The 26,634-nt window shown below is 72.9% G+C and carries 21 protein-coding genes, 1 pseudogene and 1 riboswitch; of the genes and pseudogenes, 12 read left to right on the top strand and 10 right to left on the bottom strand.

Annotated features, from left to right (window positions below):
* The 6 genes from SPRI_RS28185 (at window position 1) to SPRI_RS28160 (ending at window position 7,170) form a co-directional block, all read left to right on the top strand.
* Complete coding sequence (locus tag SPRI_RS28185; RefSeq protein ID WP_005319100.1) at window positions 1-222, top strand: hypothetical protein; 222 nt, start codon at window positions 1-3, stop codon at window positions 220-222.
* Window positions 223-345: 123 nt separating this feature from the next.
* Window positions 346-492, top strand: a riboswitch (cobalamin riboswitch).
* 89 nt (window positions 493-581) lie between these two features.
* Window positions 582-1,535 carry a cobalamin biosynthesis protein gene (locus tag SPRI_RS28180; protein ID WP_053557450.1) on the top strand — a complete coding sequence of 318 codons (954 nt, stop codon included), beginning with the start codon at window positions 582-584 and terminating at the stop codon, window positions 1,533-1,535.
* Complete coding sequence (locus SPRI_RS28175; protein ID WP_005319098.1) at window positions 1,532-3,040, top strand: cobyric acid synthase; 1,509 nt, start codon at window positions 1,532-1,534, stop codon at window positions 3,038-3,040. Before SPRI_RS28180 ends, SPRI_RS28175 begins: the two co-directional genes overlap by 4 nt.
* Before the next feature lie 88 nt (window positions 3,041-3,128).
* Entirely contained in the window at window positions 3,129-5,186 is a 2,058-nt protein-coding gene (locus tag SPRI_RS28170; RefSeq protein WP_053557449.1) for a putative cobaltochelatase, read from the top strand.
* Window positions 5,186-5,794: a cob(I)yrinic acid a,c-diamide adenosyltransferase gene (gene cobO, locus SPRI_RS28165; RefSeq protein ID WP_053557448.1), complete on the top strand. Its 609-nt coding sequence runs from the start codon at window positions 5,186-5,188 to the stop codon at window positions 5,792-5,794. The genes SPRI_RS28170 and cobO overlap by 1 nt, the downstream gene beginning before the upstream one ends.
* A complete protein-coding gene (locus SPRI_RS28160; protein WP_053557447.1) occupies window positions 5,788-7,170 on the top strand; it encodes a cobyrinate a,c-diamide synthase in 1,383 nt (460 codons plus the stop codon). The genes cobO and SPRI_RS28160 overlap by 7 nt, the downstream gene beginning before the upstream one ends.
* Window positions 7,171-7,199: 29 nt before the next feature.
* On the opposite strand, the gene SPRI_RS28155 is transcribed toward SPRI_RS28160, so the two are convergent.
* Window positions 7,200-7,919 (bottom strand): ZIP family metal transporter, encoded by a 720-nt coding sequence (locus SPRI_RS28155; RefSeq protein ID WP_005319095.1) that lies wholly within the window; start codon window positions 7,917-7,919, stop codon window positions 7,200-7,202.
* A gap of 131 nt (window positions 7,920-8,050) precedes the next feature.
* Here SPRI_RS28155 and SPRI_RS40010 point away from each other — a divergent pair, with 131 nt between their 5' ends.
* Both SPRI_RS40010 and cobC read left to right on the top strand, forming a co-directional pair.
* Window positions 8,051-8,689: a cobalamin biosynthesis protein gene (locus SPRI_RS40010; RefSeq protein WP_053557446.1), complete on the top strand. Its 639-nt coding sequence runs from the start codon at window positions 8,051-8,053 to the stop codon at window positions 8,687-8,689.
* A 99-nt stretch (window positions 8,690-8,788) separates the two neighbouring features.
* Window positions 8,789-9,889, top strand: a complete 1,101-nt coding sequence (gene cobC, locus SPRI_RS28145) for an Rv2231c family pyridoxal phosphate-dependent protein CobC (protein ID WP_053557445.1) — start codon at window positions 8,789-8,791, stop codon at window positions 9,887-9,889.
* Window positions 9,890-10,060: 171 nt separating this feature from the next.
* Here the strand turns inward: cobC and SPRI_RS28140 are convergent, their stop codons facing one another.
* Window positions 10,061-11,029, bottom strand: coding sequence for an SCO1860 family LAETG-anchored protein (locus tag SPRI_RS28140; RefSeq protein ID WP_037775036.1), 969 nt, complete (start codon window positions 11,027-11,029; stop codon window positions 10,061-10,063).
* Window positions 11,030-11,631: 602 nt separating this feature from the next.
* Between SPRI_RS28140 and sigK the strand changes: the two genes are divergently transcribed.
* Together sigK and SPRI_RS28130 are read left to right on the top strand one after the other, a co-directional pair.
* A complete protein-coding gene (gene sigK / locus SPRI_RS28135) occupies window positions 11,632-12,228 on the top strand; it encodes an ECF RNA polymerase sigma factor SigK (protein WP_005319092.1) in 597 nt (198 codons plus the stop codon).
* Window positions 12,225-12,965: an anti-sigma factor gene (locus SPRI_RS28130; RefSeq protein WP_053557444.1), complete on the top strand. Its 741-nt coding sequence runs from the start codon at window positions 12,225-12,227 to the stop codon at window positions 12,963-12,965. The genes sigK and SPRI_RS28130 overlap by 4 nt, the downstream gene beginning before the upstream one ends.
* A gap of 28 nt (window positions 12,966-12,993) precedes the next feature.
* Here SPRI_RS28130 and SPRI_RS28125 read toward each other — a convergent pair whose 3' ends face one another.
* The 6 genes from SPRI_RS28125 to SPRI_RS37475 all read right to left on the bottom strand — a co-directional run bounded on the left by SPRI_RS28125 (window position 12,994) and on the right by SPRI_RS37475 (window position 22,599).
* Window positions 12,994-13,605: a 4'-phosphopantetheinyl transferase family protein gene (locus SPRI_RS28125; RefSeq protein WP_234020434.1), complete on the bottom strand. Its 612-nt coding sequence runs from the start codon at window positions 13,603-13,605 to the stop codon at window positions 12,994-12,996.
* 201 nt (window positions 13,606-13,806) lie between these two features.
* Window positions 13,807-14,826 (bottom strand): 2,3-diaminopropionate biosynthesis protein SbnA, encoded by a 1,020-nt coding sequence (gene sbnA / locus SPRI_RS28120; RefSeq protein ID WP_005319087.1) that lies wholly within the window; start codon window positions 14,824-14,826, stop codon window positions 13,807-13,809.
* A gap of 54 nt (window positions 14,827-14,880) precedes the next feature.
* Entirely contained in the window at window positions 14,881-15,966 is a 1,086-nt protein-coding gene (sbnB, locus tag SPRI_RS28115; RefSeq protein WP_005319085.1) for a 2,3-diaminopropionate biosynthesis protein SbnB, read from the bottom strand.
* Window positions 15,963-16,955, bottom strand: a complete 993-nt coding sequence (locus SPRI_RS28110; protein WP_037775033.1) for a TauD/TfdA family dioxygenase — start codon at window positions 16,953-16,955, stop codon at window positions 15,963-15,965. The genes sbnB and SPRI_RS28110 overlap by 4 nt, the downstream gene beginning before the upstream one ends.
* A 23-nt stretch (window positions 16,956-16,978) precedes the next feature.
* Window positions 16,979-20,065 carry a non-ribosomal peptide synthetase gene (locus tag SPRI_RS28105; protein WP_050791592.1) on the bottom strand — a complete coding sequence of 1,029 codons (3,087 nt, stop codon included), beginning with the start codon at window positions 20,063-20,065 and terminating at the stop codon, window positions 16,979-16,981.
* Complete coding sequence (locus tag SPRI_RS37475) at window positions 20,065-22,599, bottom strand: Pls/PosA family non-ribosomal peptide synthetase (protein WP_005319079.1); 2,535 nt, start codon at window positions 22,597-22,599, stop codon at window positions 20,065-20,067. Before SPRI_RS37475 ends, SPRI_RS28105 begins: the two co-directional genes overlap by 1 nt.
* A 243-nt stretch (window positions 22,600-22,842) precedes the next feature.
* On the opposite strand from SPRI_RS37475, the gene SPRI_RS28095 reads away from it, so the two are divergent.
* Window positions 22,843-24,351 (top strand): glutamate synthase subunit beta, encoded by a 1,509-nt coding sequence (locus SPRI_RS28095; protein ID WP_005319077.1) that lies wholly within the window; start codon window positions 22,843-22,845, stop codon window positions 24,349-24,351.
* A gap of 116 nt (window positions 24,352-24,467) precedes the next feature.
* Window positions 24,468-24,545, top strand: a pseudogene (locus SPRI_RS40005) (hypothetical protein); the annotation flags it as partial.
* Between the two features lie 207 nt (window positions 24,546-24,752).
* Here the strand turns inward: SPRI_RS40005 and SPRI_RS28090 are convergent.
* Both SPRI_RS28090 and SPRI_RS28085 read right to left on the bottom strand, forming a co-directional pair.
* Window positions 24,753-26,048: an MFS transporter gene (locus tag SPRI_RS28090; RefSeq protein ID WP_005319075.1), complete on the bottom strand. Its 1,296-nt coding sequence runs from the start codon at window positions 26,046-26,048 to the stop codon at window positions 24,753-24,755.
* A complete protein-coding gene (locus SPRI_RS28085) occupies window positions 26,045-26,584 on the bottom strand; it encodes an ArsR/SmtB family transcription factor (protein WP_005319073.1) in 540 nt (179 codons plus the stop codon). Before SPRI_RS28085 ends, SPRI_RS28090 begins: the two co-directional genes overlap by 4 nt.
* Window positions 26,585-26,634: the final 50 nt, after the last annotated feature.

Raw genomic sequence — 26,634 nt, 5'->3', positions numbered from 1 at the left:
ATGAAGATCGACTGGACCGCTCTCGGCTCCGTGTTCGGCGTGAGCCTCGTCGCCACCGTCGCGCTGGTGGGCCTCTTCACCCTGGGCGTCGTGGGCCTCACCAAGCAGGAGTCGGCCGCCCGGGCCGGAGGCTCCGGCGCACTGGCCCGCACCGGCGCGTACGCCTGCTTCGCACTCTGCGCGGCGGCCGTGTCCTACGGGATCTACCTGATCGTCGTCTGACGACCGCACAGCCCTGCGAGGCCGGGCCGTGAGCACCCGAGGGTGTCCACGGCCCGGCCTTCGTGTGTCCGCCCGTGTGGGGCTCGGCACACTGCCCCGCCGCAGGTCAATGGTGAGTTGACGGGCGTTCGCGCGCGTGGTGGACTGCCGGGGCCAACAACGGCGGCAGAAGAGGAAGTCCGGTGCGAATCCGGCGCGGTCCCGCCACTGTCACCCGGGAAGGAACGCTCCCGGGGAGCCAGGAACTCTCACCGCCGGTCACGTCGAACCAGGGCGCGGACCCTGAGTGAGGACTTTTCGCATGCCCGGCCGCGGTACAGCCCTGTCCGTCGGACACCACCCCTGGGATCGCTGATCCCGTGCGTGCCGACCGAGTCTTCGTGTACGGCGCCGCCGCCGGCCTCGCCGGTGACCTGCTCCTCGGCGATCCCCGCCGCGGACATCCGGTCGCCGCGTTCGGACGTGCCGCGGGCGCCGTCGAGCGTGTCCTCTGGCGTGACCACCGTGGCAGGGGCGCCCTGCACACCGCTGTGTGCGCCGGTGGCGCCGTCGCGGCGGCCGTGCTGGCGTCCCGCGCCGTACGCCGCTCCCCCGCCGCGTCCGTCGCCCTGACCGCCGCCGCCACCTGGGCGGTCGTCGGGGGGACGACCCTGGGGCGGGAGGCCACGGCCATCGGCGAGGCGCTGGCGGCCGGGGACGTCGAGGCCGCCCGCGAGCGGCTGCCCCATCTGTGCGGGCGCGACCCGCAGGCCCTGGACGAGCAGCAGATCGCCCGCGCCGTCGTCGAGTCCGTGGCGGAGAACACCTCCGACGCGGTCGTGGGCGCCCTGGTGTGGGGAGCGCTGGCGGGCGTGCCCGGTCTCGTCGGCTTCCGGGCCGTGAACACCCTGGACGCGATGGTCGGCCACAGGTCGCCCCGCTACCTGCGGTACGGCTGGGCCTCGGCCCGCCTGGACGACGTCGCCGGGTGGCCGGGCGCCCGGCTGACCGCGGCCCTGGCGGCCGTCTGCGGCCCGGACCGGCGCGGAGCCGTCAGGGCCTGGCGCGCGGACGCGGCCAAGCACCCCAGCCCCAACGCGGGCCCTGTGGAGGCGTCCTTCGCGGGCGCCCTGGGTGTGCGGCTGGGCGGTCCCCTCTCGTACGGCGGGCGCGTCGAGCACCGGCCGGTGCTCAACGGGGGCGGGCGTGCCGTGGAGTTCGGTGACATCGGACGGGCGGTGCGGCTCTCGCGCCGGGTCGGTCTGCTGACCCTCGCCGTCTGCGCGGCGGGGCGGGTGCTGCGGCAGGGCCGCGGCGGAAGGAGGCCGGCATGACCGGTGGGGGGCTGCTCGTCGCCGGGACCACCTCGGACGCGGGCAAGAGTGTCGTGACCGCCGGCATCTGCCGGTGGCTGGTGCGCCGGGGCGTGAAGGTCGCGCCCTTCAAGGGGCAGAACATGTCCCTGAATTCGTTCGTGACGCGCGAGGGCGCGGAGATCGGGCGGGCGCAGGCCATGCAGGCGCAGGCCGCGCGCGTGGAGCCGACCGCGCTGATGAATCCCGTGCTCCTCAAGCCCGGCAGCGACCGCTCCAGCCAGGTGGTGCTGATGGGCCGGCCGGTCGGCGAGCTGAGCGCCAAGGGGTACCACGGGGGCCGGCAGCGGGAGCTCTTCGAGCCGGTGATGGCGTGCCTGGAGGAGTTGCGGGGCACGTATGACGCCGTGATCTGCGAGGGGGCGGGCAGTCCGGCCGAGATCAATCTGCGCCGCACGGACATCGTGAACATGGGCATCGCGCGGGCCGCCCGGCTGCCGGTGCTGGTGGTCGGCGACATCGACAGGGGCGGGGTCTTCGCCCAGTTCTTCGGTACGACGGCGCTCCTGAGCCCCGAGGACCAGACACTTGTCGCCGGCTATCTGGTCAACAAGTTCCGTGGTGACGTGTCGCTGCTGGAGCCGGGGCTCGAGATGCTGCTCGGCCTGACCGGGCGGCGGACGTTCGGGGTCCTCCCCTACGCGCACGGGCTCGGCATCGACGAGGAGGACGGCCTGCGGGTCTCCCTGCGCGGCGCCGTGCGGGAGTCGGTGGTGGCGCCGCCCGTCGGTGAGGACGTGCTGCGGGTCGCGGTGTGCGCCGTCCCGCTGATGTCGAACTTCACGGACGTGGACGCGCTGGCCGCGGAACCGGGCGTCGTGGTGCGGTTCGTGGACCGCGCGGAGGAGCTCGCGGACGCGGACCTGGTCGTGGTCCCCGGCACCCGCGGAACCGTGAAGGCACTGGCATGGCTGCGTGAGCGCGGTCTCGCGGACGCCCTGATGCGGCGCGCTGCCGAGGGAAGGCCGGTGCTGGGCATCTGCGGCGGCTTCCAGGCGCTGGGCGAACACATCGAGGACGACGTCGAGTCGAGGGCCGGCGCGGTCGACGGGCTCGGGCTGCTGCCGGTACGGGTGCGGTTCGCGCCGGACAAGACCCTCGCACGGCCCGTCGGCGAGGCGCTCGGCGCGCGGGTCGAGGGCTACGAGATCCATCACGGCGTCGCCGAGGTCCTCGGCGGTGACCCCTTCCTGGACGGCTGCCGGGTCGGCGCGGTGTGGGGCACGCACTGGCACGGGTCGCTGGAGAGCGACGACTTCAGGCGGGCGTTCCTGCGGAAGGTCGCCGCACAGGCGGGCCGGCGTTTCGTGCCCGCGCCCGACACGAGCTTCGGCACGCTGCGGGAGGAACAGCTGGACCGGCTGGGGGACCTGATCGAGGAGCACGCGGACACGGACGCGTTGATGCGGCTGATCGAGGAAGGGGCGCCCGTGGGGATGCCGTTCATCCCTCCGGGTGCGCCGTGAGAGCGGTCGGCGGGCAATCGGCCCGCAGTCGGATCCGGCAGGGCACAGGCGAGCCGCTCCGCGGCTCCAGCGAAGGAGTGATCAGGCGATGAGCACCCCCTATCCGTTCACCGCGGTCGTCGGGATGGACGATCTGCGGCTGGCCCTGCTGCTCAACGCGGTCAGTCCGGCGGTCGGCGGCGTGCTCGTGCGCGGCGAGAAGGGGACCGCCAAGTCGACCGCCGTACGCGCGCTCGCGTCCCTCATGCCGCACGTCGACGTGGTCGCGGGCTGCCGGTTCTCCTGTGCGCCCGCGGCCCCGGACCCGGCCTGTCCGGACGGCCCGCACGAGGCGGGGCCGGGCGTGGCACGGCCGACGCGGATGGTGGAACTGCCCGTCGGCGCTTCCGAGGACCGGCTCGTCGGCGCGCTCGACATCGAGCGGGCGCTCGCCGAGGGCGTGAAGGCGTTCGAACCCGGACTGCTCGCGGACGCGCACCGGGGGCTGCTGTACGTCGACGAGGTCAACCTTCTGCACGACCACCTCGTCGACCTGCTGCTGGACGCCGCCGCCATGGGCGCTTCGTACGTCGAGCGTGAGGGTGTCTCCGTACGGCACGCCTCCCGCTTCCTGCTCGTCGGGACCATGAACCCCGAGGAGGGCGAGCTGCGGCCGCAGTTGCTGGACCGGTTCGGCCTCACCGTGGAGGTCGCGGCCTCCCGCGATCCCGACCAGCGGGTGGAGGTCGTACGGCGCAGGCTCGCGTACGACGACGACCCCGCCGGCTTCGCGACGCGCTGGGCCGGTGAGGAGGAGGCGCTGCGCGAGCGGATCGTGGCGGCGCGGGAGCTGCTGCCGCGCGTGGTCCTCGGTGATGTGGCGCTGCGTCAGATCGCGGCGACCTGCGCGGCGTTCGAGGTGGACGGCATGCGTGCCGACATCGTGATGGCCCGTACGGCGACCGCGCTGGCCGCGTGGGCGGGACGGGACGAGGTCATGGAGGAGGACGTCCGGCAGGCCGCGCTGCTGGCGCTGCCGCACCGCAGGCGGCGCAATCCCTTCGACGCGCCCGGCCTGGACGAGAGCAAGCTGGACGAGACGCTGGACGAGTTCGGCGGCCACGACGAGCCCGACCCGGACAACGACCCCGGCCCGGAGACCGACCCGGACCCCGGTCCGGACGGCGGTCCCGACGGCGGAGGCGGCGGAGGCGGCGGGGTACCTCCGCAGGGCAGCGGACCGGACACGGGTGAGGCGGCCGGGTCCCAAGACGAGCCCGGTCGGGCACCCGTGCCGGCGCCGGGCACCGGCGCCGAGCAGCAGCCCGCACGGGCCACGGAACCCTTCCGCACCAAGATGCTCAGCGTGCCCGGTCTCGGCGAGGGCGCTGCCGGGCGCAGGTCCCGGGCGCGGACCGAGCACGGCCGTACCACCGGCGCGCGGCGGCCCCGGGGCGCGCTCACCAAACTGCACCTGGCGGCCACCGTGCAGGCCGCCGCTCCGCACCAGCGCGCCCGCGGGCGCAGCGGCCCGGGGCTGGTGGTCCGCCGGGACGACATGCGGCAGGCGACCCGCGAGGGGCGTGAGGGGAACCTCGTGCTGTTCGTGGTCGACGCGTCCGGTTCGATGGCGGCCAGGAAGCGGATGGGCGCGGTCAAGGGGGCGGTGCTCTCCCTGCTGCTCGACGCCTACCAGCGGCGCGACAAGGTGGGGCTGATCACCTTCCGCGGGAAGGGCGCGGAGCTGGCGCTGCCGCCCACGTCCTCGGTGGACGCGGCGGCGGCCCGGCTCGAGTCGCTGCCGACGGGCGGCCGTACACCGCTGGCGCAGGGACTGCTCAAGGCGCAGGACGTGCTGCGCATCGAGCGGCTGCGCGATCCGTCGCGCCGTCCGCTGATGGTGGTGGTCACCGACGGTCGCGCCACGGCCGCGGGGTCCAAGGACGCCTTCCCGACGGCCCTGCGCGCCGCACGGCTGCACGCCGCAGAGGGGACCGCGGCCGTCGTCGTGGACTGCGAGGCCGGGCCCGTGCGGCTCGGCCTGGCCGGCACACTCGCGCGGGAGCTCGGCGGCAGCGCCGTCACCCTCGACGAGCTGCGGGCCGAATCGATCACCGGGCTCGTCAAGGACGTCCGGGACACATCCGCCTCAAGGAGGGCCGCGTAATGCCGCAGGGACAGCCGTCCGTCGTACCGGACGACGGACTCACCACCCGTCAGCGCCGCAACCGCCCGCTGGTGTTCGTGCACACGGGCATCGGCAAGGGCAAGTCGACGGCCGCCTTCGGGCTGGCGCTGCGGGCCTGGAACCAGGGATGGCCGGTCGGGGTGTTCCAGTTCGTCAAGTCGGCGAAGTGGAAGGTCGGCGAGGAGAACGCGCTCAAGGTGCTGGGCGCGAGCGGCGAGGGCGGCACGGTCGCCTGGCACAAGATGGGCGAGGGCTGGTCGTGGATCCAGCGCGCCCCCGCGGAGGGCGAGCAGTCCAACGAGGACAAGGCCCGTGAGGGCTGGGAGCAGGTCAAGCGGGACCTCGCCGCCGAGACGCACAAGCTGTACGTGCTCGACGAGTTCGCGTACCCGCTCCACTGGGGCTGGATCGACACCGACGAGGTGATCGAGGTGCTGCGCGGGCGGCCCGGCACCCAGCATGTGGTGATCACCGGCCGCAACGCGCCGCAGAAGCTGATCGACTTCGCCGACCTGGTCACGGACATGTCGAAGGTCAAGCACCCGATGGACGCGGGTCAGAAGGGCCAGCGGGGCATCGAGTGGTAGCACGTCTCGTCATCGCCGCGCCGTCCTCCGGCGCGGGCAAGACCACGGTCGCGACGGGCCTGATGGCCGCGTTCACGGCGGCCGGCCTCACCGTCTCCCCGCACAAGGTGGGCCCGGACTACATCGACCCGGGCTACCACGCGCTGGCCACGGGGCGGCCGGGCCGCAACCTCGACGCGTACCTGTGCGGTACGGACCTGGTCGCCCCGCTGTTCCGGCACGGTGCCGACGGCTGCGAACTCGCCGTCGTCGAGGGCGTCATGGGGCTGTACGACGGAGCCGCCGACCAGGGCGAGCTGGCCTCGACCGCCCAGGTGGCGAAGCTGCTGCGCGCCCCCGTGGTGCTGGTGGTGGACGCGTCGTCGCAGTCCAGGTCGGTGGCGGCGCTGGTGCACGGGTTCGCGTCGTGGGACCCGGAGGTACGGATCGGCGGGGTGATCCTCAACAAGGTCGCCACCGACCGGCACGAGCACCTGCTGCGGGAGGCGCTCGGCGGATCGGGCGTGCCGGTGCTCGGTGTGCTGCGGCGGGCGGCCGAGGTGGCGACGCCGTCGCGCCACCTGGGTCTGGTGCCGGTCGCCGAGCGGCAGGCGGAGGCGGTCGACGCGGTGGCGTCGATGGCAGAACAGGTACGGGCGGGGTGCGACCTCGACGGTCTGCTGGCGCTGGCGCGCAGCGCGCCCCCGCTCGACGCGCGGGCGTGGACGCCCGCTTTCGCGGCAGGGCCGCACTCCGGGGGCGCGGTCGTGTCCTCCGCCGCGGTCGCCGGGTCGGGGCGGCCGGTGGTCGCGGTCGCCGGCGGCGCCGCGTTCACGTTCTCGTACGCCGAGCACGTGGAGCTGCTGCGGGCGGCCGGGGCCGAGGTCGTGGCCTTCGACCCGCTCCGGGACGAACAGCTCCCCGAGGGGACCCGCGGCATCGTCATCGGCGGCGGTTTCCCCGAGGTGTACGCGCCCGAGCTCTCCGCGAACGAGCCGTTGCGCAAGGCGGTCTGCGAACTGGCGCGCTCGGGTGCGCCGGTCGCGGCCGAATGCGCGGGGCTGCTCTACCTGGCCCGGTCCCTGGACGGAAAGCCCATGTGCGGCGTGCTGGACGCCGACGCGCGCATGTCGGGCCGGCTGACCCTGGGCTACCGGGAGGCCGTCGCGGTGAGCGACAGCCCGCTCGCGGCTGCGGGAACAAGGCTGCGGGGGCACGAGTTCCACCGCACGGTGCTGGTGCCGGGCGCGGGGCCGGTGCCCGCGTGGGGCATGGTGCGGCCGGAGCGCCGGGTCGAGGGCTTCGTACAGCACGGCGTGCACGCCAGCTACCTGCACACGCACTGGGCGTCGCGGCCGGAGGTGGCCGCCCGGTTCGTGGCGGCATGCGGCACATGAGCGGGGGAAGAGACCGGCCGGCCGGGGCGTCACTCGGCCACGCCGACGACCAGCCAGATGAAGCCCACTCCTCCGACTGTGCACAACAGGGTGGAGCGGGCCGGGTGTTCGTGGTGCGCCTCGGGCAGGATCTCGGCTGCGGCCAGGTACAGCAGCGCACCTCCGAAGAAGCCGAGGTAGCTGCCGAGAAGATCCTCAGGAAGAGTGAACAGCATCGTCGACGCCGCGCCGACGACGGGGGCGCACGCGTCGGCGAAGAGCATCATGTTCGCCTTGCGGCGGGTGTTCCCGTACAGGCTGGTGATCGTGTACGTGTTGAACCCGTCGGCGAAGTCGTGGGTGACGACGGCGAGCGCCACGGCGGCACCCATCCCGCCGCCGACCTGGAACGCGACGCCGAGCGCGATGCCGTCCATCAGGCTGTGGGCGACCATGGCCGCGGCCGCCGTCAGGCCCACCTGCGGCACGCGGTGGTCCGCCCCGTGCGCCGCCTGCCGTACGGCCAGCAGCCGTTCGACCATGTGCGCCGTGAGGAAGCCGCCGACGAACAGCAGCAGCGCCTGCGGCACGCCCAGCACCGGTCCGCCCGCGGCCTCCAGCGCCTCCGGCAGCAGTTCGAGGCCGACGACGCCGAGCATCAGCCCGCCGGCCAGGCCCAGCACGAGGTGACGGCGGTCGGTGACACGACCGGCCGTCCAGCCTCCGAAGAGCGTCATGAGGAACGCGCCGAGCGCGACGATCACCGCCATGCGCCCTTGCTAGCCGATCCCGGGACCCTCGCGCACATCGCGGTGCGTCCGGTTCACCCGGTTGACAGGACACCGGCCACGGCCGGCAACGCCGCTGACGGGCCGTCGGCCGCCGACCGGGGAGCCGCTTCGTGAGCGACGCCGTGGGCGGGTCGGCGGCCGGCACGACGGACTGGTCCCCGGCCGGCACGACGGGCGGGTCGCCGACGGGCGGTGCGGCGGCAGGGTCCACGACCGGTCCGGCGGACGGTCCGACGCACAGACCGACGCCCCTTACGACGGGCGGTGCGGCGGCGGCAGGGTCCGCCACCGGTGCGACGGGCGGCTCCTCGGCAGGGCCGCGGGGCCTGGTCGTCGGTGTCGGCGCGTCGCGCGGCGTGCCCGTCGACGAGGTGCACGGCCTGGTCGAGGAGGCGCTGCGCGAGGCGGGGTTGTCGACGTCCGACGTGGTGGCCCTGGCGACCGTCGACGCGAAAGCGGCGGAACCGGGCGTGCTGGGCGCCGCGGAGCGCCTGGGCGTTCCGCTGTGGACGTACGGCGCGGAGCGTTTGGCGCGGGTCCCCGTGGAGAACCCGTCCCCCGCCGCACTGCGTGCGGTGGGGACGCCGTCGGTCGCCGAGGCCGCGGCGCTGGCGGGCGGAGGCGAACTGCTGGTCCCCAAACGGCGGTCCGCGCCGGCGGGGCGGCCCGCCGGTGTGACGTGCGCGATCGCCCGCCTGGGGTCGCGGACGCCTTCGACCACTGCCGTGACGCGGCCGCAGAGGACATGATGTCCGTGCGTTTGTTCACCTCCGTTCGATCCCTCATTGTTCGCCCCCACACCGAGGAGACTTCCGTGACCAGTTCTCCCCCACCACGGCACGGCAGCCATGTACACGCACTCTGAGCACCCCGAGCGCCCCGAGGACCCGGAGCAGCGTTCCGGCGGGCACGATCTGCGGCACCACGGCGACGCGGAGGTGCGGGACGGGGCGGCGGATCTGATCGATCTCGCCGTCAACGTCCGTACCGGTACGCCTCCGAGCTGGCTCCGCGAGTGCATCACGGCATCGCTCGGCTCGCTGGCCGCGTACCCGGACGGCCGTGCCGCCCGCGCCGCCGTCGCCCGCAGGCACGGACTGCCGGAGGACCACGTCCTGCTGACGGCGGGCGCGGCGGAGGCGTTCGTGCTGCTGGCACGCGCGCTCGCGGTGCGGCGGCCCCTTGTGGTGCACCCGCAGTTCACGGAGCCCGAGGCGGCGCTGCGCGACGCGGGACACGCGGTGGAGCGGCTGCTGCTGCGCGAGGAGGACGGTTTCCAGCTCGACCCGAAGGCCGTTCCCGACGAGGCGGACATGGTCGTCGTCGGCAACCCGACCAACCCGACGTCGGTGCTGCACCCCGCGGACGACATAGCCCTGCTGGCCCGTCCCGGGCGTCTGCTCGTGGTGGACGAGGCGTTCATGGACGCGGTCCCCGGCGAACGCGAGGCGCTGGCGGGGCGGACGGATGTGCCCGGTCTCGTGGTGCTGCGCAGCCTCACCAAGACGTGGGGGCTGGCGGGCCTGCGGATCGGCTACGTGCTCGCCGAGCCGCGCACGATCGCGGCACTCGAGCGGGCGCAGCCCTTGTGGCCGGTGTCGACGCCGGCGCTGGTCGCGGCGGAGGCCTGCATGGGCCCGGCGGCGCTGGCGGAGGCGGAGGCGGCATCCCTGCGGATCGCGGCGGACCGGGCTCATCTGCTCGCGGGGCTGGCCGAGTTCGAGGAGGTCCGGGCGGTGGAGGCGGCCGAGGGGCCGTTCGTACTCGTGCGGGTGCGGCGTGCGGCGCAGGTGCGGGAGCGGCTGCGGCGGCTCGGTTTCGCGGCCAGGCGCGGGGACACGTTCCCGGGCCTCGACGACGAGTGGCTGCGTCTCGCGGTGCGCGACCGGGTCACGACGAACCGTTTCCTCCAGGCACTCGACCAGGCCCTGACGATGGTCGGCCACTGAGGCCATCGCGGCGCCGGGCCACCGGGACGCCCGGAGGCCGGGGCGTCAAGTGGCTGACGGCCCGGCGCCGTCGGCTCCAGGTGGCCGCCGCACCGGGAGTCGCCCGTACGGAGGCGGTGGCGGCCGGGTCCCTCTCCCCTCCGCGAGGGGCCCGGCCGCCGTGGCCGGGCGTCAGCCCCTGGAGCGGCGACGGCCGATGAAGGTCGCCGCGGCACCGGCGGCGAGCAGGACGGCCGCGCCGCCTGCGAGGTACGGCGTCGTGGAACTGCCGCCGGTCGCCGCGAGGTTGTCCTTGCCGGGCTGCTCGCCGGACCGGGCGGAGATCCCCTCGGCGGGCTTCTCCTCCGCCGGCTTCTCCGCCGCCGGGTCGTCGTCCGCCGGGGGCGCGGGGTCGGCCGGCTTCGTGGTTCCGCCCGACGACGCGCCGGGCGTCTCGCAGGTCGCCTCCGCCAAGGTCACTTCCCCGTCGACCTCGGCGACGTTCAGCTCCAGCGGGTCGACGGCGACCTTGAGCTGCAGGGCCGTCGCAGCGGCCGTGCGGGACGTGGTGCGGGTCTTCGACAGTTCGAGGCCGACCTCGCCCACGCCCGGCACCGCGACGCGCGTGGGACCGCCCGTGCTGAGGGTGACCTTCTTGCCGAGGACCCTGACCTTGCCCAGCAGATTCGACTCGGCGACGGGCCGGTGCCCCGTCTCGCAGACGGCCTTCGACGTGACCTGCTCGACCTCGATCAGCGACAGCAACGGCAGCCCCGGCACGTGGACCCTGGCGTTGGCCAGGGTGCTGCGGGCCTCTGCCCTGCCGCTCCCGACGGTCGCCTTCGAGGTCGCCACGTCCGCACGCAGCACCTGGACCTGCCCGCCCTTCCCGACGCCGTCCAACTCCACGCTCAGCGCGGTCTTCTCCGCGCTGCCGGGTGCCCGGACCTCGTTGAGCGTCGTCCTGAGCGGCACATGGACGGTCTCGTCGAGCAGGGAGACGTCCAGACCGGTGCGGAGCACGACCGCGGTGGCACTTCCCTCACCGCCGCCGGTGGCGTGGGCCGGGCCGGCGAGCGCCACCGGCGCGGCGGCCAGAGCGACGGCGGCCGTCGCCGCGGCGGCCTTGCGTGCGGGCATGCGGAAGGTATTGCTGTTCAAGGTGGTGGAACCCCCACGGAGACATGGGGTCGCCTGCCGATGCACGGGGACACGTGGACTGCGGCGACCGGGACACCGGAATCTTTACGTACGAAGGGTGAACTGGCGGACGTCTGCAGCGAGTTCACTCGAAAGTGGGGTTTCCGGCGCTCCTCATGCCTGCTCACCGTTTCGCCTTCAGCATCGACGAGGCCATGGCCCTGCCCGGCCCGGGCCGGGCAGGACGCGCGCCGGCGCCGGCGCACAGCTGTCCCGAATGGCGCCCCGGACGCTGATCACCGCGATCCACAGGGTCCGCAGCTTCGAATAACCAATGAGGGCGCTGCCCTGGTCCGCCTCGTCCGCCGTCCGGAGGGACCGTGCCGCGTGGCTCTGCCCCCGCGATGGCTCCACGGGCGGAACGCGTCGCCCGAGGTGCGGCCCCGCCCCGGCCGGCGACGCCCTCGTCGGCCGGGGCCCGGCTCCGGTGGCGACGCCGTCCAGCGGTCCTCTGCGGCAAGGAGGTGAATATGTCAGGCGGACGGCTCCCGGCCGGATGCGCGAAGAGCGCTCACGGTGTGGGGTCGAGCCGAGTCGAGGAGCGGCAATGGAGTGTGGAACCGATGCCGGGCACAAGCAGTGACGGCAAGCACCCCGCCCGGCGGTCCGCGGACGACGACCGGGTGGACGGGCTGCTCAGCCGTGCGGCCGAGGGCGATCAGCAGGCCTTCGCCGGCGTCTACGACGCTCTCGCACCGCCGGTGATGGGACTGGCCCGCCGGGTGCTGCGGGACGAGGCACAGGCGGAAGAGGTGACTCAGGACGTCATGATCGAGGTGTGGCGCACCGCGGACCGCTTCCGTCCCGAGCGGGGAGCCGCCCGGAGCTGGGTGCTCACGCTGGCGCACCGCCGGGCGGTGGACCGGGTACGTTCCGTCGCCGCCGGCAGGGCCCGCGAAATGCGCTCGGTCGTGCTGGAGCACGAGCCTCCCTTCGACACGGTCGCCGAGACGGTGGAAGGCCGCGAAGAGCAGCGGGTGGTCTTCCGCTGCCTGGGCAAGCTGGAGGACGCGCAGCGGGTGCCCTTGGTGCTCGCGTTCTACCAGGGCCTGACATACGCGGAGGTGGCCGATGCCCTGGCCGCCCCGGCGGGAACGATCAAGTCACGGATGCGACAGGGGCTGCAGAGCCTGCGCGCGTGTCTGGAGGCCGGCTCATGAGCAGCGACGACCCGCACCTCGCCATCGGCGCCTACGTGCTGCACGCCCTGCCGCCCGCCGAGGAGGCGGCCTTCGAGAACCACCTGGCCGGGTGTGCGTCCTGCCGCCGCGAGGTCGACGAACTGACACCCACCGCCGCCCGGCTGGCCGCGACCGAGGCGCCCGCGCCGCCCGCGGACCTGCGCCTGCGCGTACTGACGGAGATCGCCTCCGTCCGTCAGGACCGGCCCTCCCCCGGCGTGCCGCGACGGCCCCGCCGAGCGCGGCAGGGCCTACGGCCGGCGGTGGCCGCGTGCCTCGCGGCAGCGGTGGCCCTGGGCGGTGTGGCGGCGTGGCAGCACTCCGAGGCCGGCACCGCCCGCACGCAGCTCGCGGAGGTGCGCTCCGACACGGCCGCGCTCGCCGACGTCATGGCAGCGCCGGACGCGACGATCAGCACCGACAACCTGCCCGGCGGCGCGAGCGCGAGTGTGATCGCCTCACGCTCCCAAGGCCGGGCCGCGTTCATCACCTCCGGCCTGCCGTCGCTCGCCGAGGACCGGGTCTACGAGCTGTGGTACGCCGCGGCCGGGCAGTACCGGCCCGCCGGTCAGCTGCCCGCCTCGGGCGGCCGTCAGGCTCACCTCCTCGAGGGGCCGCTCAAGGAGGCCACCGCCGTGTGCATCACCGTCGAACCTGTCGGCGGGTCTCCGCAGCCCACCACCGAACCACTGGCCTACATCCACGTGCCCGCATGACCGCCGTCGGCATCGCGTTGGACGACGCTCAGGTCGCGGCGCGTACGACGACGGCTGCCTCGTAGCCAGCGGCCACACGGACATCGCTGACCGACCAGCCCGGTACGCGGGCCGGTGCGTGGGAAGACGTGCCGAGGTGGTCGGAGCGAGGGTCGCGTCCGAGTCCGGTACCGAGCGCCTTCAGGTACGCCTCCTTGCGGGTCCATGCCCGGGCGAACGCCGCCGGGCGGTCCGCCGGCGGGCAGGCCGCGAGCTCGGCGGTCTCCCGAGGGTGCAACGCCGGGGACGTCTCCTCGACGACGGCGGAGGAGGGGACCTTCTCCAGGTCGACGCCGACCTCGGTGACCGCGAAGGCGAGGAGGCAGTACCCCGGGGTGCGGGAGACGGAGAAGTGCATCGCGGCCTCGCGGACCACCGGGCGGCCGTGCGGGCCCCGGCACTGTGGACAGGGTGCTCGTGCGAGCGGCACGTCCGGCGGGTCGATCCCCAAGTAGGCGCCCAGGAGCAGCCGCAGGCCGACATGGGCGACGCGGTAGCCGTCCCGGTCCACCGCCCTGCGCAGCGCCGCCTCCCGTGCCCTCTCGCCGTCGTCCAGCACCGAGGCGGCGACCGGTGCGACGACATCGCGCAAGTCCTCCACGCGCGCGAGCCACAGCCGCGGCGCTCCGGGCCGGGGCGGGGCAGGTTCCGCCCACGCGGCGGGCACAAGGTCCTCCGGGCGGAGCGCCGACTGCGGTCTCGCCGTGGAAAGGCTCTCGGAGTGTTGATCTGTGCACATGGTCGTACGCCTTCCGCAAGGTCACCCGGACGGCGAGCCGAAGTGGGCGTGGGTGTCCGTGCGTCAGAACGTCACGCCCTCGGACGCGCCGGCTCTGCGTGCCCGGCCTTCTTCTTCCGTCGGCTCGTCGGGAAGGAGGACGTCCTCGCCGTACAGGCCCTGCACCCAGTTGGACTGGTAGATGGTGTCGAGGTACCGCTCACCGAGGTCCGGGGCGATCGCCACCGGGGTGAGGCCGCGGGTGTCGTGCCGGTCGAGCCAGTTCTTCGCACCGCTGACCACCGTGCCGGTGGAGCCGCCGAAGAGGAAGCCCCGCATGGCCAGGCCGCGGCAGGTGCGGATGGTGTCCGCCTCCTCGACGCGCACCGCCTCGTCCACGTACGCCTCGTCGAGCAGCGGCGGGCGGACGCTCATGCCGAGGCCGGGGATCATCCGGCGTCCCGGTGGGTCGCCGAAGATCGCGGAGCCGACGCTGTCGACCGCCACGATGCGCACCGGCCGGTGCCAGTTGCGGAACCAGCGGGCGCAGCCCATCAGGGTTCCCGTGGTGCCGACCCCGATGAACAGCACGTCCAGGTGCGGGAATCCGCGCGCGATGGCGGGTGCCGTCCGGTAGTAGTGGGCCTTCCAGTTGTCGGCGTTGGTGTACTGGCTGAGCCACACGCAGTGAGGATCCGCGGCGCACAGGTCCCGCACGAACGCGAGCCGTGCGCCGAGCAGACCGCCCTCGGCGATCCCCTCGGAAACCACGTGGACCTTGCTGCCCAGTGCTTCCATCATCAGCCTGGTGGCCAGGTTGCAGCGGGAGTCCGTCACGCAGAAGAACCGGTAGCCCTTGCTCGCCGCGATCACGCTGAGAGCCACGCCGAGATTGCCGGAGGAGGACTCGACCAGGATCGAGTCCCGGCCGATGATCCCTCTCCGCTCGGCGGACTCCACCATCTCGGTCGCGGCCTTCAGCTTGATCGAACCGGCGAAGTTGAATCCCTCGCACTTGAGGAACAAGGGCTGTCCGAGCATCGGCCGCAGGTCGACGTACAGGTCCTCCTCGTTGAAGGCTTGGGGAACGGATATGACGGGCACGATGGTCTCCTCGTCTGCCGTGGATCTCCGGCCGGGCGGCGTCGGCGTGCCGCCTCATCCGTACCGGCGCAGCTCGTGGAAGAAGTTGTCGACGACGCGCAGTTCGCCGGACCGGACGATCTCGTCGTAGACGTAACGGCCGACCGCCAGATCGAGGATTCCGAGCCCGAACGGTGAGAACACCACGGGTCGGTCCGCCGGCACCTTCACCCGGCCTGCCATCACGTCGTCCAGCGTGCCGTGCAGGAAGGCCCGGCTGCCGGTGAGCTGTTCCGTCAGGTGGGGTGAAGTGGCGGCCCTGAGGCAGTGGTCGATGTCGTCGACGATGTTGGTGGCGGACAGCAGGACCTGCGGCGCGAGGTCGCGCAGCGACACGTGCAGCACCACCGGATTGTGGCGGAACCACGAAGGGTCGCTGATGTGCGGCCGGGCGGCGACGGTGGCGAAGACCACCAGATCGCTGCAGCGGACCAGCGCCTCGGCGTCGTGGTGCACGGTGACCCGGCCGGCGGCTCCCGACTGTTCCAGGTAGAGGCGGAAGCCCGCCGCGCTGGCGGCTGACACGTCGTGCACGCCGATGTCGTCGAACGACCAGCCGGTGCCCGCGAGGTAGGTGTGGATGTAACGGGCGATCAGGCCGGCGCCGACGAACCCGACGCGGGCAGGGCGCGGCCGCCCCCTGCTGAGCCGGTCGGCCGCCGACACGGCGGACGCGGCCGTCCGGGCGGCGCTGATGATCGAGCTCTCCATGCAGGCGAACGGATAGCCGGTGTCGTGGTCGTTGAGGATCAGGACCGCCGAGGCCCGCGGGATCTCCGACGACACGTTCTCCGGGAAGCTGGAGATCCACTTGAGTCCGTCCACCCGTGCCTCGCCGCCGAGCGAGGCGGGCAACGCGATGATCCGCGAAGACGGACGGTCGGGGAACCGCAGGAAGGACGACGGCGGGTTGACCGTGCGACCGGCGCCGTGCAGGCGGTACGTCTCCTCGACCACGTCCACGACGGCCTTCTCCCGGCCCTCCAGCACGCTCTTGACCTGCTCGCCCGGGATGACCGCGAAGGACGGCACGGTGCGGGCGTCCGAGGGGGTGTCCCTGTGGGTGACTTCTTCGAGAAGGGGGTGGTTCACCGTTGTCATGCCGCTGTCCTCCCGGTCCGCGGTGCGGGTCCGGTCCGGCGCACCGGGTCCGCCATCGCCACCACCACGTCCCGCGGGCCCACGTAGGCCTCACGGCTGTGCGCGGTACGGATGTTGTCGACGAGCATCAGGTCGCCGGTCTGCCACGGCCGGCGCAGGGTGTGTGCCTCGTAGACCTTGTTGATCTGCTCGACGACGTCCGGGGGCACGGGATCACCGTTGCCGAAACGGGTGTTGAAGGGCAGATCGTCGGGGCCGTACTCCTCGATGAGGAACTCCCGCACCTCGGGGGCCATCGTCCACTCGTTCAGGAAGGCGATCTGGTTGAACCAGCAGCGCCGGCCGGTGACCGGATGGTTCATGACGGCGCCGCGGTGCTGCCGGGTGCGCAGCGAGCCGTCCGGCTGCCAGGCCCATTCCACGGCGTTGGCGCGGCAGTACGCCTCGATGCCACTGCGGTCCTCGGTGCCGAACGCCTGGGTGAGCGTGGCGCCGATCTCGTCGTTGTAGGTGCGGGTGAGCAGCCAGCCTTCCCGTTCGAAACGCTCGACCAGTCCGGCCGGCAGAGCCTCGAGGACGGCGGTCGAGTCGGCCACCGCGGTGGCCCCGCCCTCGGTGGGCGGGCGGAGGCAGGCGAACAGCAGAAGACCGGGGAACTGAGCCGCGTAGCTCAGCTCGTGGTGCATGCACATCGTCTGAGCGGCCGGCCAGGCCGACGACGAGTAGACGCCTTCGGCGTAGTTCTCGCGGGCGGCGAAGGCCTCCCGCTCGGTCGCCGGGCCGGTGGCCACCTGCCGCAGGACGGCCGCGACGTCGGCCACGGTACGCAGACCGAGTCCCCGCACCATGAGCGCGCCGTGCTCGGCGACGAGGCCGTGCAGGGTGTCCCGCTGATCGGCCGCCCAGGCCTCCACGTCGGCGGTGCTGCCGACCTGCAGGGTCGCCGGCTCGGTGGGCGTCGCCTGCTTGCGGAAGAGTGCGGACAGCATGTCGGTCTCCTCTCGTACATGACTCAGTTGTCGGACGGGGACATGACCGCACGGACCACGGCCTCCGCCGCCTCGGCCGGGCGGGTGCGCAGGAAGTGGCCTCCCCCACCGGGCACGTTCCACAGGTCGACGTGCCCGGCCAGGAGCTGCCGGTCGCCGAGCGGCCACCGCGCTTCCTGCACGCCGTCGGGGGTCCGCGGTACGTCGGAGGGCTCGGCGGACCCGGGCTCACCGGCCCGGACGAGCACGGTCAGGGGGGCGGCGATCCGCTCGGTGGGAAGCGCCGATCCGGTGCCGTGGAGGACCGATCGACCGTCCGACGCGGCGGCGAAGACTCTCCGCACGGGCAGACGGCGCTGTTCCAGGATCCGGGCCGTGTCCATGGCTGTCGCCGCGCCCTCGCCGTCTCCCCAGAGCAGCACTTCCGCCACGCCGAGTCGGTCGATCTCCGTCGCGAGGTGGGCGACGGCCGGGGGCGCGGCACCAAAGGCCGTGGGCGCGGCGGCGTACACGCTCAGGCCGCTGCCGTGCAGGGCGTCGGCGAGCGGCCGGAAGTCGGCCGGGCCGCGGCCGGTGTCGGGGAAGCAGACCAGGGCGCCTGCCGCGGGGCCGTCCGGCACCGTGAGCGTCCGCAGCACAGCGGGCGCGGTCCGGCGCCCGTCGCCGTCACGGGAGTCGACGAGGGCGGCCAGATCGCTCAGCACCGGGCAGCGGGCGAGGTCGTGGAGGGAGATCACGCGGTCCAGCGAGATCGCGAGCCGCACGGCCGACAGAGACGTGCCGCCCAGGTCGAAGAAGTTCTCGCGTCGGCCGATCCGCTCCGGCGCCACGCCGAGCACCGCGGCCCAGGCGGCCGCCAATCGCTGTTCCGTCGGCGTCCGCGGAGCCGCGAAGGCCTCGGCGGTGGCGTCGAGTTCCTCGGCGAGCGCCGCCAGCGCCTTCTTGTCGATCTTGCCGTTGGCCGTGAGCGGCAGACTCTCGCACTGGTGGAAGGCGGCCGGGACCATGTAGTCGGGCAGCATCTCGCCCAGCCGCTCACGCAGGACGTCGGCAGCCTGCGGTCGCGGGCCCGTGCAGAAGGCCACCAGCTGCCGGTCGTGCCCCTCCGGGCCGGTGACCACGACGGCGCCGTCGCGCACGTCGGGCAGGCGCAGCAGGGTGTTCTCGATCTCACCGATCTCGATGCGGAATCCGCGGATCTTGACCTGGGCGTCCTTGCGGCCGAGGAACTCCAGCTTCCCGTCGGGCAGCCAGCGGCCGAAGTCACCGCCCCGGTAGAGCCGGTTGCCCGGGCGGTGCGGATCGGCAAGATAGACGGACCGGGTGCGTTCCGGGTCGTTGACGTAGCCGCGCCCGACGCAGATGCCGGAGAACACGATGGCTCCGGGGGCGCCGAGCGGGACCGGTGACAGGTCGTCGTCGACGACGTAGACGTGCACGTTGTTGACGGGGCGGCCGAGGGGGATCCGCACGCCGGCCGGCACCTCGTCCATCACTTCGTGGTTGGTGTCGTCCGAGGTCTCCGTCAGTCCGTAGGCGTTGACGAGGCGGGTTCCGGGCCCGGCGGTGAACCAGCGTTCGACGAGTTCCCGCTTCAGGGCCTCACCGGTGACCGAGACGCACTTCAGGTCCGGCAGGTCGCGCGGGTCGCGCTCCAGGGCGGACAGGACGACGTCGAGGTACGACGGTACGAGTTGCATTACCTCGACCCGGCCGTCCGCGATCGTGTCCAGGAACCGGCCGGCGTCGAGGATCGCCTCCTGCTCCACCAGCAGCGTCCGCCCGCCCACCAGCAGCGCGGAGAGGAGCTGCCACACCGAGATGTCGAAGCACTGCGAAGCGGTCTGCGCGACGACCTGCCCCTCGCCGATCCCCAGGTCGTCGATCTTCGCGTAGAGGTGGTTGAGCATGCCGGCGTGCTCGCACATCGCGCCCTTGGGCTCGCCGGTGGAGCCGGAGGTGAAGCAGACGTACGCGAGCCGGTCCGCCGCCACGTCGAGGCCGAGGTCGCCTCCGTCGGTGTCGCTCTCGGCGAGCGTGGGAACGAGGAGCCGGCGCGTCCCGGGCAGCGAGGAAACGGCCCGGTCCAGGCTGGTGGTGCTGCCCGGCTCGGTGAGCACGGTCCCGCACCGGGCCCTGCCGAGCATGGTGGCGATGCGCCCGGGCGGGTACTGCGGGTCGATCGGCAGGTAGGCGCCGCCGGCCTTGAGGACGCCCAGCACACCGGCCATCCAGTTCAGGTCGCGTTCGGTCACCACCGCGACGACGTCCTCGGGGCGCAGGCCCTCCGCCAGCAGGCCGCGCGCCAGCCGGTTGGCCCGTACGTTGAGCTCCTGGTACGTCCATCGCCGGCTGCGGTGCACCGCGGCGACGGCGTCCGGATGCCGGCGCGCCCGTTCCTCGAAGAGTTCGTGGAAGCGGCGGTCGGGCAGCTCGCGGCGCGGGCCGGCGAGTTCGTCGATCTGGAAGCGCAGTTCCTCCGCGGACAGCAGGTTCTGCCGCTGGTGCGGGGCGTCCGGGTCGGCTGCGATGTGCTCGAGGGCCGCGAGGTGGTAACCGCCGATCCGGGCGGCGCAGCCGGCGTCGAGCACGTCGGTCCGGTACCGCAGGCGCAGGGAGACCGGGACGTCGTCCTGCTGTACCACTGTCACGCTCAGCACGCCGTCCTCCGGTACGCCCGGGTCGCCGCCGGCCGGGGCGAAGACGACCTCGGGCCGGGGGCCTCGGCCCTCACGCACCGGAGGCGACGCCAGCAGCTGTGCCTCGGTCCGGCAGGCGTCCAGCACGACCTGACGCCACGGGCCGGGTTCCACCGTCAGCCGACAGGGCAGCGGCGCGGCACCCGCCGGAGGGAGGTAGCCGGTGCGGACGACCCGGTCGCCGGACAGTGCGGCGAGCACCTTCATGTGCGCGGCCAGCAGCACCGCGGTGAGCGGGACCCCGAGCGCTTCGGCGTGCCTTCGGAGGTTCGCGGTCAGACCGCCGGGGAGGGCCGTTGCGTGTTCGGCCCGGCCGGGCACCGGCGTCGTGACCCAACGGGGTGCGGCCGTGAACCCGCCGGCGGGCAGGGTGTGCTGCTCCGAGGACACGTGGGTCACCGCTGACACCATCAGAACCCACCTCCGCCGCCGTCGTGTTCCGGCCCGGCCGGCCGGGCCGGGTTGCCGACCCACCGGGCGTGTGCGGGGACCGTCTCGCCCTTCATCACGAAGGAGTCCGCCTCCAGCAGGGCGCCGTCGCCGACCGTCACGCCGTAGTGGACGAAGGCACCGACGCCGAGGGTGCAGCCGGAACCGATCGTGCTGCGATCCGACTTGAAGGTGCCGTCCTCCTGTGAATGGCACTGGACGGCGCTGCCCGCGGCCAGCGTGCAACCGTCCCCGATGGCGACCATGGGCCGTTCGGTCAGACCGAAGCCGTCGTCGAACACCCTGCTGCCGATGCGGACGCCGAGCATCCGCCACACGACGCTCTTGAACGGCGTGCCGTTGAAGATCCGCACGTACGTCTCCGAGGGGACCTTCCAGTACCGCTCGCGCCGCCAGAAACGAACGTCGTAGATCGAGCAGAACAGCGGCTCCGGCCGGTGCACGGCGGTGACCACGCGTTCGACGAGTACGTGGTACAGGACGGTGAACGGCAGCACGAACGTGTTGGCGAGCGCGAGTGCCACCACGCCCCACCGCGGGTACAGGTCGGCTGCCCCCGCGAACAGGACCGTGACGCAGAAGAAGTACGTCCATCCCGTGGCCAGGAACAACGCCATGGTGACGGCGTTGTGGCGGTTCTTGGCCCGGAGGCCGCTGCGCAGTTCGGCACCGCTCTTCAGGTCGTCGAAGGTGCCGTCCCGCAGTACCGACCGGGGGATCTCGAAGCAGGGGGACCCCAGGAGGCCGGTGTTCTCCCGGAGCGGACCGTCGACAGGAACCATGACCTTGGTCGCCAGCAGACAGTTGTCGCCCGTCCGGCCGCGCGAGGGGTAGGTGATCCGGTTACCGAGGAAGTTGTGCGCACCGATCGAGGTCCGGGCCAGCCGGAAGGAGGTGCTCGAGTAGTCGGCGTTCATGAACGAGAGCCCGTCCGAGACCATGGTGCCGCTGCCGACGGCACTGACCGATGGACTCTCGTGCTTCACCACGGTTCCGAAGTTGGAACCGGTCTGCTCCGGTCGGGACAGGTCGTAGCCGATGCCGCGCAGATAGTGCACGATGCAGCTGCTGTCGCCGAACAGACGTGTCATGAACCGTCTGTTGGTGAGCCGGAAGGTCGCCCGGTGCACCGCGTGGTGGAAGCCGTACAGCGGGTAGACCCGACCCGGTTCCACCAGCAGGCCCAGCAGGCGCGGCACGGTGACCAGCAGGAGCAGGACCAGCGGCACGCCGCCGAAGAAGACCACGGCGGTGAACGCCAGCAGGTCCGCGTAGAACACCCATTCACCGAGGGCCGCCGGTCCAGGGTCCAGCACGGTGGTCAGCTGCGGGACCTGGGAGAGCAGCACACCCAGGCAGCCCACCGACAGCGGTACGTACACCAGGAGCGACGTGAGCAGGAGCAGCACACTGTGCACCGCCCGGCGCACCGCGCCGCACCGGGCGGGCCCGACGGCCAGGAAGTCGGCGTCGCCGGGCTGCGCCGGCGATCCGTGCCAGTGCCCGCCGTCCGGCACCGCCTGGCCCGTATGCAGCGAGGACGCATGGCCGAGCTGCGCCCGATCGCCCATCGAGGTGTCGATGTCGAGCACCGTCGCCTCGCTGACGACCACGTCCCGCCCGAGGGTGACCGGCCCCGTCTCGATCGCACCGTTGTGGGCGCGGTAGCAGCTGATCAGGACATCCTTGCGGATGACCGTGCCGTCACCGACGGCCAGCAGATCGGTGCACACGGGCACATTGCGGGAAAGGATCGTCACGCCCCGCCCGATCCGCGCGCCGAGCACCTTGAGATAGAGGACGAACAGCGGCGAACCGACGAACAGGACCAGCGGGTTCGACCGGATGAGCGTCTTGACCAGCCAGAAGCGGACGTACGCCAGGCTCCAGACGCTGATCCTCTCCGGCTTCCACCGGCCGATGAGCAACCACTTCGCGAGGACGGGCAGAGCGCACAGGACGAGCAGCAGCACGGCGCCGAACACCACCGACCGCAGATAGGTGTCGAGGATGTGCGTTCCGCCGGCGATCCAGTCGTATCCCGCCGCGCTGACGAACGCGACGAGGAAGGCATAGCCGACGAAGCTCGCGGCCTGGAGCACTCCGCACAACACGTAGTGGGGCCTGCCGAGCGGGGCGGCCGCCGGTACGGGCGGGCGGGCCTCGGGCGCCGGAGCGGCCGGGGCCGCTCCGGACCGTGCGAGCGCTGCCGCCAGATCTCTGACCGTGGGGTGGCGGTAGACGTCCCTCATGGACACCGACGGCAGGTCCGGGCACTTCCTGACGCGTGCACAGAAGTGGGCCATGACCAGGGAGTCCGCGCCCAGATCATCGAAGAAGTGACTGTCGAGGGGCACTTCGTCCACCTGCGTGACGTCCGCGAGCAGCAGGGCGAGCTTCTCCTGCGCGCCGGTGGCGGGAGGCGGGGCCTCGTCGTGCCGGCGAGCAGGGTCCGCGGATCCGGTGGCCAACACCTCGAGCGACTTTCCCGTCATGAGCGCTCCCCTGGGCTGTGTCCGGTCGGCGGACCCGCGCCTTCGGCGGTGAATACCTCACCTGATCCTTATTCGTCGCCACCAGGAGGACGTATGGACACAAAGCGGAACTTCTCACATGGCGAGCACCCGTCTCACCAGGTGTCCGGCCCTCCGCCTTCGGCCGTGTCACGCGCGGGCCGGAGGCGTAGGCTCGTGAGAACGCCCTGTTGAACCCTCACTTCTGGCATCACAGAGGGCGACATGACCGACCCCTTCGGTTTTCTCAACACGCCCCGCCGGCCCGTGACCCCACGTCCTGCCGAGGAACGGCTCGGGGACTGGCACGAGGTTCACGCCGGTCAGGCCCTGCTGCCGGTGGTCTCCCTCCAAGCAGGGCGCTGCATGGACTGCGGTATCCCCTTCTGCCACCACGGCTGCCCGCTGGGGAACCTCGTACCGGAGTGGAACGTGTACGCCGCCCACGGCGACTGGGGCGCCGCCGCCGAGCGGCTGCACGCCACCGACAACTTTCCCGAGTTCACCGGCCGGGTCTGCCCGGCACCCTGTGAGGCCGCGTGCGTCCTCGCGATCAACTCCGAGCCGGTGACGATCAAGAACGTCGAGCAGACGATCGCCGACCAGGCATGGGAACGGGGGCTCGTGTCCCCGCTCCCGCCGGAGCGGCTCATCGGCTCATCGGTCGGGGTCGTGGGCTCCGGGCCGGCGGGCCTGGCCGCGGCGCAGCAGCTCACCCGTGCCGGCCACACCGTCGCGGTCTACGAACGCGCCGACCGCATCGGCGGCCTGCTCCGTTACGGCATCCCCGCGTTCAAGTTGGAGAAGCGGCACCTGGACCGCCGTATCGAGCAGATGAGGGCGGAGGGCACGGTCTTCTGCCCCGGCGTCGACGTCGGCCGTGACGTCGCCGTGGCGGAGGTGAGGAACCGCCACGACGCGATGATCGTCGCCGTCGGGGCGAGGCAGCAGCGGGACCTACCGGTCCCGGGTCGCGAGCTGAGCGGCATCCACCAGGCCATGGAGTACCTGACGGCGGCGAACCGGGTCACGGAGGGCGACCACGCGCAGCCGGCCGTCACCGCGGAGGGCAGGCACGTGGTGATCGTCGGAGGCGGCGACACCGGCTCCGACTGTCTCGGCACCGTGCTGCGTCAGGATGCCGCGTCGGTGGTGCAGTTGGACATCAATCCGGAGCCGGGTGACACCCGTACCGAGAGCCAGCCGTGGCCGGTGTATCCGAAGATCCTCCGGGCCTCCCACGCCCATGAGGAGGCTCGTGCCCGCGACGGCGCCGACCCGAGGACCTACTCCATGGCCACCGTGCGCTTCGAGGGGGACGCGGCCGGCCGCGTGCGCGCGCTGCATCTGACCGAGGTGGAGCCCTCGGCCCGACACCCGCTGGCCGGGACGGGTCGGGTGCTGAGGGCGGACCTGGTCCTGCTCGCCCTCGGCTTCTCCGGGCCCGAACGGGACACCGGCCTGGCCCAGCAGCTCGGACTCGCCTTCGACGCACGCGGCAACTTCGCACGGAACGCCGCCTTCGCGGCGCTGCGGGAGGAGGGGGACGAGCAGCCGGACCGCAGGGCGGCGGACGGTGTCTTCGTCGCGGGGGACGCGGGCCGCGGCCAGTCCCTCGTGGTGTGGGCCATCGCGGAGGGACGGTCGGCCGCCGCGGCGGCCGACCGCTATCTGACCGGCTCCACCGACCTCCCCGCCCCCCTGGCGGCGACGGACGGGCCCCTCACGGCGTGACGGACATGAGACACGCTTGCCGTACGGCTCTCCCTGTCCGTTTCCGGGCGTGAGTACGGCGACGGGCATGACGACCAGTTCGCCGCTCTCGGCCCGGTCCTCGACGCCGTCGTCCTGTGGAACACCCTTGCCCGGACGCCGCCGTCGCCCGGCTCCGTGCCGAGGGCCACGACCTCAAGGACGAAGACGTCGCCCGCCTCTCCCCGCTCAAGGAGCGGCACATCGACTTCCTGGGCCGCTACCTGTTCCCCATCAAAGCCCTGCGCCCCTTCCGGACCCGGACGCCGCCGAGGACGACGACGACCGGCGGCCGGCGGCCGGCACACCCGACCGACCCGGCCACTCGTCGCGTCCCGCGGGGGCCTGGCACCCGACGTGTCGTGGCGCCTTCGCGGCAGGCGTCACAACACGTCGGGTGCACTCTCCTCGGCGGGATCCTTGGACACCCGGTGATCCGGACGGCCGGCCGGAGCGGCGGCACGCAGCGCCGCTTCGACCCGGCGGTTGCTGGTCATGGACGCCGTGATGGCCGTCATCGCCAGGAGGAGACCGGCGGCGGTGAAGAGCGGGGTGCGGATGTCGTAGGTGGTGGCCAGCCAGCCGCCGAGGAAGGCCCCGACGGGGGCGGCGCACATGGCCAGCATGCGGGAGGTGGAGGCGACCCGGCCCATGAGGTGGGCCGGGACGATCGCCTGCCGGAGGGAGGGCCCGAGCACCATGGTGGCGCCCATGCCGGCCCCGCAGACGGCGAGCGCCAGCCCGGCCACGTACGCGTTCCGGGCAGCGGCCAGGCCCAGGATGGCTAGCCCTTCGACGGCTGCCGTACAGGTCAGCGCGGTGCCGGTGCCGAGCCGTCGGCCGAGGTAGGAGGCGATGCCCGCACCGAGCAGGCCGCCGGTGGCCTCCGCCGTGAGGAGCAGGCCGAAGCCGTAGGTGTCGATGCCGAGGCGGTCGTGCGCGAAGAGCGCGAGGACGGTCTCCACAGCGAGGAAGGCGATGTTCCCGACCGCCGGGCGGAGCGCGAGCCCGAGCAGCAACCGGTCCCGGAAGACGTACGAGGCCCCGGCCCGCGCCTGCCGGAACAGCGACTCACGGACCTCCGGCACGGGCCGGGGCATGGCGGGAAGCGACCGTACGAGCAGTGCGGAGAGCAGGAACGACACCGCGTCGGCGAGCAGCGGAACCGCCCGCCCCAGCGCGAGCAGCGCACTGCCCGCGGGCGGCCCCGCGAAGCCGGACATGACGGTCTGGGCCCCGCGAAGGCGAGAGTTGGCTCGCTCCAGGAGTACGAGGTCGCGGCCGAGCAGATCCGGCAGACAGGCCGTGGCGGCCGTGTCGAAGAAGAGTCCACCGAGGCCGAGCAGGAAGGCGACGGCCGCGAGCAGCGGAATGCTCAGTACGTCGAGCACGGCCGCCGCCGCGGGTATCGCGAGCAGCAGCGCACGCGCCGCGTCCGCGACCCACATCGTGCGCCGGCGGTCCCAGCGGTCCACCAGCGCACCGCCGAGCACCCCGAACAACAGCCACGGCAGCGTCCCGGCGGCCGTGACGACGGCGAGCGCCATCGGATCCCGCGTCAACGTCAACGCGAGCAGCGGCAGCGCGGCATGCGTTACCCCGTCCCCGAGCGAGGAGATCGTCTGCGCGGCCCACAGCCGGCCGAACCCGGTCGGCAACTTCCTTACGACTGAGGTCACTCGGCGTCCCCCTCGGCCTGCTCGCGCGACGCCGGGCGGAACAGCGCGAAGACGAGTGACGCGTCCGGCAGCGACGGATCGGACAGCTGCCGGTACTCGTCCGCCAGTGCCTCCAGCCGCGCCCCCAGCTGCGCGAACTGCTCCTCGGTGAGCCGCAGATGCGCCATCCGCACGTGCCGCTCGCCATCCGCCGGCGACGCCTCCAGGTCCGCCACCGCATGCCGCATCAGCACATCCGGCCCTCCCTCGCCCGGATCCGGCAGCACGATCGCCCGCGCGGCCATCGCGTAGTACCGCTCGGTGACGCCCCGCACCTTCCGCGTCCGTACCACCTTCACCAGGCCGGCCCGCTCCAGCAGCCGCACGTGGTAGCTGGAACTCCCCTTCGCGAGGCCCACCCGCTCGGCGATCTGCGTGATCGTCGCCGGCTCGAAGCGGAGTACGGCCATGATCCGGTGGCGCGTGAGATTGGAGACGGCGCGCAGCTGCTCGTCCGTGGTGACGTGAAGCGCCTCGGGAAGATCATCGGTAGGCATGCGAGCAATGGTCAACGATTCTTGACCATTGAGGCAAGGGGATTTAGCGG

This window comes from Streptomyces pristinaespiralis (genome assembly GCF_001278075.1).
GTDB classification, from domain to species: Bacteria; Actinomycetota; Actinomycetes; order Streptomycetales; family Streptomycetaceae; genus Streptomyces; species Streptomyces pristinaespiralis.
This window is presented reverse-complemented; position numbering and strand designations above follow the sequence as displayed.